General features: G+C 42.1%; 9 protein-coding genes. 3 read left to right on the plus strand and 6 right to left on the minus strand.

The features are described from left to right. Positions 1-183: 183 nt before the first annotated feature. Both IQ276_RS09885 and IQ276_RS09890 read right to left on the minus strand, forming a co-directional pair. Positions 184-1,842 carry an alpha-amylase family glycosyl hydrolase gene (locus IQ276_RS09885; RefSeq protein ID WP_193918269.1) on the minus strand — a complete coding sequence of 553 codons (1,659 nt, stop codon included), beginning with the start codon at positions 1,840-1,842 and terminating at the stop codon, positions 184-186. A gap of 323 nt (positions 1,843-2,165) precedes the next feature. Continuing rightward, entirely contained in the window at positions 2,166-2,543 is a 378-nt protein-coding gene (locus IQ276_RS09890; protein ID WP_190875701.1) for a DUF1823 family protein, read from the minus strand. Positions 2,544-2,734: 191 nt separating this feature from the next. Here IQ276_RS09890 and IQ276_RS09895 point away from each other — a divergent pair, with 191 nt between their 5' ends. Together IQ276_RS09895 and IQ276_RS09900 are read left to right on the plus strand one after the other, a co-directional pair. After that, positions 2,735-2,980 carry a polyribonucleotide nucleotidyltransferase gene (locus IQ276_RS09895; protein ID WP_193918267.1) on the plus strand — a complete coding sequence of 82 codons (246 nt, stop codon included), beginning with the start codon at positions 2,735-2,737 and terminating at the stop codon, positions 2,978-2,980. Between the two features lie 77 nt (positions 2,981-3,057). After that, positions 3,058-3,360, plus strand: a complete 303-nt coding sequence (locus tag IQ276_RS09900; RefSeq protein WP_190875699.1) for an acylphosphatase — start codon at positions 3,058-3,060, stop codon at positions 3,358-3,360. 122 nt (positions 3,361-3,482) lie between these two features. Here IQ276_RS09900 and IQ276_RS09905 read toward each other — a convergent pair whose 3' ends face one another. Together IQ276_RS09905 and IQ276_RS09910 are read right to left on the minus strand one after the other, a co-directional pair. Then, on the minus strand, positions 3,483-3,710 hold the full coding sequence (locus IQ276_RS09905; protein ID WP_073644015.1) for a hypothetical protein: 228 nt from the start codon (positions 3,708-3,710) through the stop codon (positions 3,483-3,485). A 29-nt stretch (positions 3,711-3,739) separates the two neighbouring features. Further along, positions 3,740-3,877, minus strand: a complete 138-nt coding sequence (locus tag IQ276_RS09910; protein ID WP_190875697.1) for a hypothetical protein — start codon at positions 3,875-3,877, stop codon at positions 3,740-3,742. A gap of 743 nt (positions 3,878-4,620) precedes the next feature. Here IQ276_RS09910 and IQ276_RS09915 point away from each other — a divergent pair. Beyond that, entirely contained in the window at positions 4,621-6,333 is a 1,713-nt protein-coding gene (locus IQ276_RS09915; RefSeq protein WP_193918265.1) for a putative bifunctional diguanylate cyclase/phosphodiesterase, read from the plus strand. Between the two features lie 287 nt (positions 6,334-6,620). On the opposite strand, the gene IQ276_RS09920 is transcribed toward IQ276_RS09915, so the two are convergent. Together IQ276_RS09920 and IQ276_RS09925 are read right to left on the minus strand one after the other, a co-directional pair. Then, positions 6,621-7,325 (minus strand): RNA ligase family protein, encoded by a 705-nt coding sequence (locus tag IQ276_RS09920; protein ID WP_228043436.1) that lies wholly within the window; start codon positions 7,323-7,325, stop codon positions 6,621-6,623. Further along, entirely contained in the window at positions 7,309-12,513 is a 5,205-nt protein-coding gene (locus IQ276_RS09925) for a CHAT domain-containing protein (protein WP_235115558.1), read from the minus strand. Before IQ276_RS09925 ends, IQ276_RS09920 begins: the two co-directional genes overlap by 17 nt. Positions 12,514-12,572 lie beyond the last annotated feature (59 nt).

Consider the following 12,572-nt stretch of genomic DNA (forward strand, 5'->3'; position numbering starts at 1 on the left):
CTTACGCGGAGAATTTTTTTAATTACGGCGATTTTCAGGTAATTAAACCATAGAGTAGGGTAGCACAGCGGTGCTACCCTACAAAGGATTGTGGTTCAAATACATGAAAATTGCTGTAAAGGGGGCGATATTTCCCCCCTGTTCTCCATTATTCAAATCCTGACTGAAAACTAGTATCTTTAATTACTGCCAAACAAACACTTTAGCTTCGTATGGTCCCAAATCAGTGATGATGCCATCGTCACCACCTTCCACATCATAATTCGCAGTCCATTCGTGCCATGTACCACCGCTAGGAAAGTTAGGAACATGATAGCCAGCTAGGAAATTTTCTGAGAAATTCGCTACCACGACTACGCGAGAACCTTGTTCGTTCCAACGGCTATAAGCTAACACTTTTGCCTCTGCATTTTCGTGAATAAAATCAATATTTTCTGTGTAGAGAGCATGATTACTTTTACGCAGGTTGGTTAAACCTTTGTAATATTCAAATAAACCACGATTTAAATCATTACCCAACAGCGTCCAATCGATTTTAGCTGACTCAGGTTGCTTAGGTTTGTACTCGCCAAATTCCTCTCCCATCCAAATCAAAGGTACACCAATAGCAGTCATCAGGATAGCTACTCCTAATTTAATCCGCCTAAAAGCTTCTTCATCAAAAATCTCACGGTTCCCCAGTTCTACCATGAGATGATGATGGTCATGGTTGGTGAGATAATTTACTACATTAGTAGCACCCAAGAAACCTTGACGTTTGCAGTCAATAACATCTTTAAGACGCTCTAAATCAAATGTATCGCCGCAGATATGCTCTAAAATGCAGTGATAAAAACTATCATGCCAGCAACCATCCATCGGCCCATCGACATTGGTTATGCTGGTAGTTTCAGGAATGTGTTCGGCGACGTTATAAAAAGGTTTTGCACCAGCAGTATTTTTAGCTTCTTGCACAATCCAGTGCATGAAATCATAGTTAGCAATTTGCCGCGCTGCATCATAGCGAATACCATCAAGATGAAATTCCGTAATCCAATAACGGATTGTTTCACCAATAAATTTTCGCGCTGGAAAAGTATCTAAATTTTCGTCGTAATGTTCATAATTAAACTCAGGACCCCAGTTATTATCAGGGTCACGGGGAGAGTGATGATACCAATAATCATGGTCAATTTGTGTTAATGGACTGGATGCTTCTGAGTGGTTATAAATTCCATCATTAATTACACGAATGCCTCTAGCATGACACTCATCAATCAAGTTTTTCAACTCAGCAGTAGTACCATAACTAGATTCTGTTGCAAAGAAGTGGCGGGGATTATAACCCCAGCTATGATCGCCAGGATATTCTTTTATTGGCATCAACTCAATAGCATTGATTCCTAATTCACACAAATAATCTAACTTTTCAACAACATGTTTGTATTTGCCTCGTGCATAAGGGTCATCTTCACCACCAGAAAAATCACCAACATGCAGTTCATAAATTACTAATTCATGGTCAGCAGGTAAAGGTTTATCATCATGTCGCCAAACATAGGTATCAACAATTCTTTCCCCATCTTTGACGCGGATAATACCATTATCTTCTCCACCCACTTCATCTATATCAGTTGCATAGGGATCTGTGACATCAACCCATTGTTCTGGTTCAAAAAACCATGAATTTGTTTGCACACGGAATTTATATTGATAAGCGCCATCTTCTAATTCAACACTTGTGCGGAAATAGCCATCTTCACCTTTTTCCATTGGAATTTCTTGCCAATCAGAAAAAGAACCAATTAGTGCGGCTCCTTTGTTGTAGGGTGCAAATAAATTAAATTCAATTGGCTTTGCCATAGAAGTGTTTGTAATATCAAGGGTTGATAGAAGTATTCTCTGATGGTTAATTAAATTTGCAAATCACTCTAGAGAATGAATTGAATAAGTAGTGCTTCTATCTTCAGGAATAATTGATAAATATTTTTTCGGAAATTTAGCTGTTTTTATTGAATTTTGACTTTTTATAGTATCTAGTAATTAAAACATCATGGAGATAGGAAACATAAAATTCCTTTCAACAAGGCAAAAAATGATTCAGAATTCAGGATTCTGAATCAATCAGTAGCGATTCTAAATTATCCACTTCAAGCATTGCTGAACTGAGAATTATGAATTTGATTTTAATCAATTTTGCCGCTATTTTGTTGGAGATAACTTAACAACCAATTCGCAGCTGTGGCCCTGCGAGTTTGTCGAGGCCCAAATTCACCAATTTTGTAACCTTTGAAGCCCAGTTTTTGTTTGAGTGATTGTTTATTTTCAGTAGGAATAGAACGAGTTAACTTGACTGTTGCGGGGCGAGAGTCAATAAAATCTGGTGGTTCTGGGTACTCATCCTGCCATTCTGGTGCAACTTGGCTAGTATCCCATTGTCCAGTTGATGAATCATAGCGATAGCCTAAATAATGCCATAGCAACTGATTAACTGTGGCATCATCTAGTTCTTCGTTGAGAATTGCCCAAATTGTGTCTGTATTGAGTGGTGGCAGATTAGACATAAGTAAGTAAGAATTCAGAATCCAGAAATTAGAATTTAAGAAAACCTTTATGATTAGCCTATTACACTTCTAAAGACAGGGGCAATTTTATTTTTATCTACACCTGCTGGAAGATTTATCTACTACAAGCATTAGACAAACTACTAAAGAGATCCTAGATCAGGGGATTCGCTTTCCTCAGGAGGAAAATTATGGGAATAGGCGATTTGTTTAGAAATATAGTCGGTGGCATCCAGAAACGACGTGATGAAGAGTGGGATAATCGCGATCGCACTCTATACAGTTATCGCCCCGAAGACGACGATGAACACCGCGACTACAGATATCGCAGCGAAGATGACGAGGACGAAGACTACGGGTACAGATATCGCCGCAATGACGACGAAAACACTGATTACACATATCGTGACGAAGACGAAGAGGAAGACCGCGATTAATTTCCCAAGTTCGAGTTAAAAACAGGTTGTGTATACAAAACTAGGTAGACTGGAAATCGTAAAGAATAAACCAGTCTATGCAGAATTCCACAGCACTGCCAAAGATCATCCGCGCCCATGTATTCATTTCTGGCCGAGTCCAAGGAGTGGGCTACCGCTACGCCACTGTGGATACAGCTAGCCAGTTAGGATTAACTGGTTGGGTGCGGAATCTCCCCGATAATCGAGTAGAAGCAGTTTTTGAAGGGGCGCGAGAGATTGTAGATGAGATGGTTCGCTGGTGTCACTCCGGCCCACCTGCTGCTGTAGTCAAAGAGGTTGCAGTTGAGTACGAAGAACCAGAAGGGCTGCGAGGATTTGAAGTTAAGCGGGCTAAATAGTTCGGCATTGGGCATTGGTTATTTACAAATAACAAATGACAATCAACTGCTATGTTTTTTAATTATCTGGTGGCAAGTAGTTTATGGTTTTGTGCAAAATTAAAAGTTGAACGAGTGAAAATTTAATCTCGGTTTAAACCACAACCCAAACAACGCATACAAACAAAAAAAGCCGCGAAAACTGAGATAATCTCAAATGGCAATTGAAATGATAAGGGAGCTAGACAAAATCCCCAAATCAGAGAAATTGTCCCAGTTATCATAGTGGCAATCCGATGAATTTCGTCTTGAGATTTCCAAGCTAAAAACAAAATTCCTAAACCAATTAATAATAATACTAAACTACTCATAAAAATATTGATTGTTCAAACCCTAAAAGTTAATCATCCAAACCTGGAATGCTGGCAGAAATGGTATTATTTTGCTGATTTATATCTTCACTCTTGCTGCGATTATACCACCTAGAGATCCCAAGCAGGCGATCGCTTTCTATGTCCTTGACCTTTGCTGACAGCATTGGCAACTATCTAATCTGATTTGATTTGGAGAATCACTCGTAGAGGTAAGGGACTGGGGACTGGGGACTGGGGACTGGGAAGAAGGAATAAAGGTGTACCTAGCTTCCTAAAAATCAAATATGAGTCCTATAGTTTTACCACACAGCAAGGGTGGATTAATTGTATAGGCATACAATAATTGGGATGATGTTACAAATAGATTAACTATTTTTTATACCAAATCCAGGCACTATTTAACTACGTAAGTAAATTTATTTGCTTGATTAGAGTTTTTCAAATCTTTATCAAAGTAAGTTTGATTACTAGTAGTAATAAACTTACAAAACAAGTACTTATAACCAGTTTTATGGCTAATTAGTTTTTCTATGAAGATGGAAACAAACTATTTTAATTAGTTGAAAAATAGTGTCAATATATGAAAATAAGATTATGAAGCAGAGGAATCTGACATACATAGTACATTGTCAATGAATTCTCAGCAAGGCATAGGAACCGAGTTTAAGATTGCAATTCTAAGCGCGAGTAATTTACGAGGACTATACACAGACCGCCGTGTAAGGGATTACTAACAAATAAATTACTACTACTTTTGGGGTGGGCGTCTCGCCTTGGCTACAGGCAGGCAACACATCCACCTCACAAAAAAATTGGATGTTTTTTTTATTTGGAAGTCCCTAATCGTTAAATTGCCAAAAATTTAGTAGTAAACCCTTTGCTAACTCTCAACTCTGAACTAACATTTATGCAGCTGAATCAGAAACTTTTTCTATACTCTTCTCTGGCTCAATTTCGATTACTCAAAAAAAGTTATACTGCCAAAATCATGGTAGTGGCGTTTTTGGGAACTCACGTACCACTTTTGACTTTAATCTTCAATTTCGTAACTTCCAACTCCTATTCTTGGGAAATAGCCATCCGAGTGCTGCTGAATGCTCTTTTAGCTACACTAGCAGGAACAGCAGCTACTCTTTGTGCATTACACTACCTACTTGCTCCCGTGATTTTGACATCTGCGGCATTGCAAGACTATTTGCAAACCAAAAAATTACCACAACTGCCCACAGAATTTGGTGATGAGGCAGGCACACTCATGGCAGATACTTCACAAACTCTGCACAAATTAGATGAGTTGATTCACCAGATTACTAATTATGATAATTTGACTGGGTTACCGAATCGAGATTTATTCGGCGATCGCCTTTACCAAAACGTGTCACAATCTCAGAATCCCCAGCAATTGGTTGCTGTTCTTGCTCTGGGCATTGATGATTTCACTGGTATAAGTCATGGGTTAGATCATGAAACATCCAATCATCTATTAAGAGCAGTTGCCCAACGTTTGACAAACTGTATGGCTAAAACAGATATCCTCGCCCATTGGAGTCAAGATGAGTTTGCGATCGCTCAGATGGATATCTTATCCTTTGAAAAAGTGATTAATTTCACAAAAATCCTACAGAATACACTATCCAAACCCTTCTTTATAAATGCTCAGCAGATTCACATCACAGCTAGCATCGGTATTACAATTAGTGACTTAGGCGATCGTAATAGTGTGGATCAACTATTGCAACAGGCTCACATAGCACTGTATCAAGGAAAACAACAAGGGTCTAGCCAATACCAGTTTTATTCACCAGAAATTAACGCTCAATTGCAAGAGCGATTAGCATTGGAAAACGAATTACATGGAGCGCTGGAGCGCGGCGAAATGGTAGTTTATTACCAACCGCTGATTGATTTGCACACCAAACAAGTCACAGCAGTGGAAGCACTATTGCGCTGGCAGCATCCTACCAGAGGTTTGGTTCCTCCAGCAAAATTTATTCCCATTGCCGAACATAACGGTTTAATCGTACCTATTGGTGAATGGGTGTTGCGAACCGCCTGCGCCCAAAATCGAAATTGGCAACTTGCTGGACTACCGCCAATTCGGATGTCAGTTAACCTTTCGGCTCGACAATTTGAACAAGTAAATTTAGTCGGCGTTGTCAAACAAATCCTAGAAGAGACAGGATTGCAAACATCTTACCTAGAACTGGAAGTCACTGAAAGCTCTTTGATAAGTGATATTCAGCACTCCGTTAAAACCCTCAAACAATTACGAGAACTAGGAGTATGGCTAGCTTTGGATGATTTCGGCACTGGTTATTCTTCTCTGAACTATTTGAAGCGCTTTCCTGTGAACATGCTGAAAATTGACCGCTCATTTGTGCAAGACGTGACATCAAATTCTGATAGCGCCGCCGTCACCGATGCCATCATTGCGTTAGCTAAAAGCCTCCAGTTGAAAATTACAGCAGAAGGGGTGGAAACTCAAGAACAGCTTGACTATTTAAAAAAACGTGGGTGTCAAGAAGGCCAGGGATTCTACTTTGGTATCCCTGCTCCCGCCGACAGAATCACCGAAATAGTCAAGCAGAATTCTCTGCAAATACACGAGATAGCTGCATAATAACTATAGCTCTCAATCGTGCTGTATCTATATATTTACAGCTGATACGTTGAGGGCTTTTTAAACTTCTTAAGAGACTATTCAAACATCCTCTGAGAGGATGTTTGAATAGTGGTTGGCTGTGATTTTAATAGAATGATTACCCCCCTTAATCCCCTCGATGTATTGGGGGGAAACCGGAAAATAATCTAGTTCCCTCCCCTTTATAAGGGGAGGGTTAGGGTGGGGTAAAAAATATTTGATACATCAATCATGACTTTTCAAACATCCTCTCAAGGATTGTTACCTTATTCCCAATATGTCTTCCAATCATCCTTGAAAGCTTGCTGTAATTTCTTCATATAAGAATACGTTTTTATTTTCACCATCCATAGCTTATTACTCTTACTGCCGCCTCCTTTACAAATAACACCTTCAGCTACAGCATATTTACCTTCTCGAACATCATCAATAAATTGACCTGTTAATTTACCACGATAGACAACCCGTGCAATGTTTAAGTGACTAAAATCTCGAATAAATTGTTCGGGACTAATAATACATTTATCAGTTTGTACATCAAAGAGAATTAGTTGTTTTGGGTCATCTTTTCGATGCATTCCTGCAAAGGAGTTATTCCCAAAAAACTCTGTAAACACAGTAATTTCTGGGTATTGATAATTTAAATTTTCTTGAAATACTGTTTTTAAAGAGTTAGCAAAGTCTCTGTTAAAAATCTCAGGAGCTTCTTCTAAACCGGGATGTGCTTCGTTAAATTGTCCAATTCCCATATCATCCAAATCAAAACGATCCCGACGTGTACCAAAGGCATACCACCCAAGCTCCAAATCCCAAACCCAGTGGAGATTTGTACCATCATATTTCTCGAAAGCTATACACCGCTCCCAAGGACAATTTTTGCTGTCTGGGATTTTAGGATAAACAAGTTGCACTCGTGCCATTGTGATAAAAATACGTTTATCTATAGTTCCTGCTTCACCAAGGATTGCCAACCATTGTGAATCCAGCCCAATAATAAGGATGCATCAGTGATTCATCAGCTTCATCAATACTTTCAGCAGGCAAAGGCAAGTTCCCGACTGCTCCCAAACCTTGGATTTGACCATCCTTGACGTAAATTTGCCCTTTGGCCATAGCTATTTGAGCTTGTCTCAAAGCCTCTGCCTTAATCGGAGCTGTCTTTAAATTCTCATAAAATTTGGTCATTAATGCTGCTGTACCAGAATCATTAACCGACCAAAGACTGGCAACACTAGTTTTCACACCTGCCAGCACTGCTAAACCCGCAAACCCAAGTTCTGATTCTTCATCCCCCAAGGCTGTCCTACAAGCACTCAACACCATCATTTCTACTTGGGGTTCGTTCAACCGCAACTGCCGTAACTGGTTCAAGCGTAACTTGTCTTCCCACAGTTGAATATAAGAATTACTCAAGCCACCGGTCGCAAAATCGGCATGGGTTGCCATGTGAATAATGCCAAAAGGTTGTTGACGGCGAACACTTTTGAGATTTTCTAAGGTGGCTTGTTTGTCTAACAACAATTTGCCTTGCCAGAGTTTGGATACCAATGTTGAAATCTCCACGGGAACTGCTGGTAAAGGATCTTGCCCTTGAGTACTCTGAGAAACCCCCAGGGCTAAAATTTGAGATTTTCTAATGTCTGTGTAGAGGGTGTTGGTCAAGCTGAGACTTGGCATCAAGCCAATGCTGTATTTTTCTACCAGAAACTGCTTACCATCGTGAAGCGCTGCCATTGGAGTTGAACGTAAACCAATGTCTGGTAAAAAGACTAAATTGTTAATTTCTCTCGTTTGTAAATCTGCCTCCAGTGGTGCAATTATCCAGCGATAAAGTTGTTGAGATGGACGCAAATAACCAGTGCGGCGACGGTTTTGTGGACTTACAATTTGGTCACGAAATTCTTGAGCTACTTGTAAAACTTTGGCTCTGGTGGTTTCTGGGATACGCTTACGAATGGGGTCACCTTTGCCAGTGACTACCACTACTTCCAGTTGATCGCTATCCTGTTCTGCTAGGGTATTCAACTGTTTAGTTCTCTCTGGTATAATCTCCACAGGGACAAAACTAAGGTAGATAAATGCAGGTTTTACACCAGTAGCTTTTTCAATTTTGTTAGCAATTTCTTTGGCATCATCTAGTGTTTTAATTTTGGGATTGGGTATGCCTAAATAATTGCCAAAATCATCTGTGAAGTTATCTTCGGGAGTAGGATTGGTATTAATTACAGGGTCACCAATCTTAGGATCGCCAGGGTTAGGGTTACCTGGGTTACCTGGATTGCACTGGAATGAGCAGGGAGGAACATCGGGGACATTAGGCTCATCAGGAACATCAGGAATATCGGGGACATCAGGAACATTAGGCACATTCACGTTAATTGCTACTTGTACAGGTTCTGAGGATGAAACAACATCGCTCGCTCTAAGTGTGAATGCATTGATTAGCCCTGTACTATCAGTTGGTGGTGTGTAATTTAATGTTTCACCTATAGTTAATGTGTCTCCCGCAGCTAAAACCGTATCGCCTCGCCTCAAGGTTCCTGCCTGGATGGCATCAATGACAACGGTAGTATTATCTAGATTGACATCGCTAGTGCTGGCTGTAAATGTGAAGCTCAAGGTTTGATTGACTTGGGCATTGGATGAAAGGGGCGTGTTTGTTGTCAGTGTAGGCGGGGTATTTACGGATGTAATGGTGATGCTGGCTGGCGTGCCAGTGGCATCTCCGCCAGTTGGCAAGACTGGAAAGCTCACAAAACCACCGATGCTTTGACCATTTCCAGTGTTAATTGTTCCACGTGTGCCATTGATACCCGGCCCATCAGGTACAGTAAATGCAACATTGTCTGGGCCACCATCATGTCTAATTGTGACAGTACCTCCGGCAATGCTAGAACTTCCTTCTCCAAAATCCAAAATTCCGCCGGTAGCGATGGTGATACCGGTATCGTTCTCTCCCTCAAAAATTGTCCCTGTTCCTTGAACCAGTCCATTTGTCAGCACTTGCACATCGCCACCAGTGGCTGGCCCAGCAGCCTGGGTTGTTGCCTGTGTGTTGATGGTCGTAAAACGAATTGTGCTGCCAGGGGTACTGTTAGTCTGTAGGGTAACGTCGCCAGCTGTCGCAGTTTCTGTATCAAATCCAGTGGCGATCGCTGAAGCATTAATAGCGTCATTCACCGTAATATTATTTGTAGCGCTTAAGCTGACTGCACCGCCTGTAGCACTTGTATCACCATCCACTCCGGTGGTGCTGGCTGAGGTATTAATACCTCCATTCACAGTGATATTATCTGTGGCAGTTAAGGTGACCGCACCAGCCGTGCCAGTAAATTGGCCACCTCCTTCCTTGACTAGAGACGAGTTTATTGCCCCGGTGGTGATACTACCTGCGGTGGTTGTTACTTGTACATCGCCACCAGTACCTAAGCCACCAGCATCATTGGAAAAAGAATCGATCGCATTAGTGAAGATATTGCCTGCCGCAGTCAAAGTCACCGTCCCAGCTGTGGCATTGCCAACCCCTCCACTATCGCTGGTGTTGATCTGATTCAGAGTAATTCCACCATTGCTGCTTATGACTTGAACATTACCTGCTGAGTAGCCCTGTCCACTGGCAATGATGTTGCCTGCACTAATGTTGCCACTCCCAGACAAGGTTATATCCCCGCTTCTACTGAAATCAGCAGTTGTGTCTAGATTTCCTAGTGATAGGCTGGCTCCAGAAATATTTATTGCTCCTCCAGTTGTGACAATTGTGTTGGTAGGATCGACAAAGTTTACAGAACCGGTTTGTGAGGTCAGGCTAAAGCTACCGCCACTACCCAAGTTTAATGTCGCAACACCAGCGGCGGTAGTGACTCCAGGTGTCGCTCCGGTGATGTCATTGATGGTAATATTGCCTGTGGCTTGTAAGTTGATATTTGCACCTGAAGTGGCGATCGCACCCCATGAAACTGTATTACCCCCAATATCTGCATCGCCAAAAGCAATGTTACCAGCTGTGGCATCAAAAGTACCTGCTCCACCATCGATAATAGTCAATGTGCTGGGGTCTAGCAATAATGTACCAAAGCTGCCATTGGCGGCTGAAGTATCTACCACACCGTTGAAGGTCAAGAAATTTTTGCCCGATACTTCGACAAAACCACCATTGCCAGCATTTGCTCCTCCACGAGCTGAAATGTTACCAAAAAATTGGGTTGTGTCGTTCCCCCAAACAATCACCCGTCCGCCATTTCCATTCAAATTGCTATCGGCATTAATCGTGGAGTTGGAGTTAACATAAGTCTGCTCTGCATTCGGTAAAGTTCCGTTACCTTGGTAATCGCCACCAATTAGTACCGTACCGCCACCATTTGTTCCAGAGGCGTTAATATTGCCATCAATCACCGCCACTTTTGTACCCAAAGCAGTCACTGTCCCGCCTGTTTGACTTGATACATCCACTGTGCCAGAAACAATTGTTGTACCTGGAGTTGCAGGAATTTTGACGTTAGAGCCTGTTAGTTGTACAGTACCATCAGCATTGGCAGTTAACCCGGTGTTAGTGTTACCGACTGTGAGCAATTCTGGTAAAGATGCAATGGGAATTGTCCAGTTATTGGGTTGGTTACTACTAGAGACGAGGGGCTGAATTTCCAGACTCAGCACATTTCCTGGCTGACTGAGACGCACCCAATTTTGACCGGGTACGGATGTGACAGTTATTTGTCCTCCTGGTGCTGAAACTTGCCCGGTGTTTACCACCGTACCACCCAATAAATTCAAATTCTGCCCCGTACCGACTGCCAAATTTCCAGCATTGACGATCGCCCCTGGCTGGCTAGTACTAAAGGCAAATCCATTGGGGTTTCCCACTAAATTAATGTAATCATTAACACCAATACCATTAAACCAACTGCTACCAAAACCGATGCCGTTGGCTGTTGTCACCGTGAAAGCACCAGGTACATTTAAGCTGGCGTTTGCTCCAAAAATAAATCCGGCTGGATTCATCAAGAACAAGTTAGGGCTACCACCACTCACCTGAATTAAGCCATTGATGATGGAAGGATTACCACCCGTAATTCGACCAAGGATATTTTGCAACGCTGGGCTGGCTTGAAAGTTGGCGATTTGTTCTGGTGAAATCCCAAACTGTTGAAAGCTGTGAAAGAGGTTGGCACCATCACCAGAAGTTGTACCGCCGGTGATATCAAGTCGGTTGCCGTTGGGAGTTACAATTGTGTTTGTACCATCGGCAGCAGGAACAATTTGCTGTGCTTGGGTGGGACTGATGCCACCGAGCAGCGGGGCAATAACTAGTAGAGAAGCGGCAATGCTAGACAGTGAAAGTTTTTGACAAGAAAGATCTTCTTTCCCCTCTGCTCCCCATCCCCTCTGCCCCTGTGCCTCTTTTTTGCGCCGCAAGATGAAGCGACCTGCGGGCAATTCTACATCGATTTGTAACTTATTTGCTAATCCGCGTCGCCAAAGTGCTTGGGCGATCGCCTTTTTTGACCAGAGTATTTGTTCTGTTCTTTTAGTAACAGAGATGCTTTCGGAATGAATTCGGTAGAAGTATAGAGGCTGTTTAACTCTGCGTACCGGGGCAATTTCGGAAAGTCTTAAACACAAATCGTAATCATAGGAAGTACCAGTAAAGGACGCATTGACACCCCCCACTTGGTCGTAAATACAACGACGCATGAGGCGGAAGTGGAAAGTCATGAAGTTTACCAACAGACCTTCTTTTGAGTAGGGGATATCACAGCGATCGCCATAACCAAGAACTTTGCCGTCTGCATCGATATTTAAATAGTCAGTGTAAACAAATCCCGTTTCTGGGTGGCGATTCAGAACTGCGGCGGTTTCGGCTAAGGCCGTAGGGGCGAGGATATCATCACTGTCAACTATACCGATGTAACTGCCACTAGTTTCGTTAATTGCTGCTTTGCAAGCCGCAGCAACTCCTTGATGGTGTCCTTGGATTACCCGGACTCGTCCATCTTGTTGAGCATATCTTTTGGCGATCGCCACTGATTCATCACAAGATCCATCATCCCAAATTCCTAGCTCCAAATCTTGCCATGTCTGCGCTAAGACACTGGCGATCGCTTCTTGAAGGTAAGCCTCCCGGTTGTAATTAACGATGACAATGGAAATCAGTGGTGACATCGAAGTAATCCCAAGTTTTCTACCTGTTACCAGAATATAGTGTTAAGGGCTTTCACTTA

The organism is Desmonostoc muscorum LEGE 12446 (assembly GCF_015207005.2).
Classification (GTDB): Bacteria; Cyanobacteriota; Cyanobacteriia; order Cyanobacteriales; family Nostocaceae; genus Nostoc; species Nostoc muscorum.

Excerpts from the sequence above, each read along its gene's own strand:
- IQ276_RS09885 (WP_193918269.1), bottom strand. The coding sequence starts at position 1,842 with ATGGCAAAGCCAATTGAATTTAATTTATTTGCACCCTACAACAAAGGA.
- IQ276_RS09915 (WP_193918265.1), top strand. The coding sequence starts at position 4,621 with ATGCAGCTGAATCAGAAACTTTTTCTATACTCTTCTCTGGCTCAATTT.
- IQ276_RS09905 (WP_073644015.1), bottom strand. The coding sequence starts at position 3,710 with ATGAGTAGTTTAGTATTATTATTAATTGGTTTAGGAATTTTGTTTTTA.
- IQ276_RS09910 (WP_190875697.1), bottom strand. The coding sequence starts at position 3,877 with ATGCTGTCAGCAAAGGTCAAGGACATAGAAAGCGATCGCCTGCTTGGG.
- IQ276_RS09925 (WP_235115558.1), bottom strand. The coding sequence starts at position 12,513 with ATGTCACCACTGATTTCCATTGTCATCGTTAATTACAACCGGGAGGCT.
- IQ276_RS09900 (WP_190875699.1), top strand. The coding sequence starts at position 3,058 with ATGCAGAATTCCACAGCACTGCCAAAGATCATCCGCGCCCATGTATTC.
- IQ276_RS09890 (WP_190875701.1), bottom strand. The coding sequence starts at position 2,543 with ATGTCTAATCTGCCACCACTCAATACAGACACAATTTGGGCAATTCTC.
- IQ276_RS09895 (WP_193918267.1), top strand. The coding sequence starts at position 2,735 with ATGGGAATAGGCGATTTGTTTAGAAATATAGTCGGTGGCATCCAGAAA.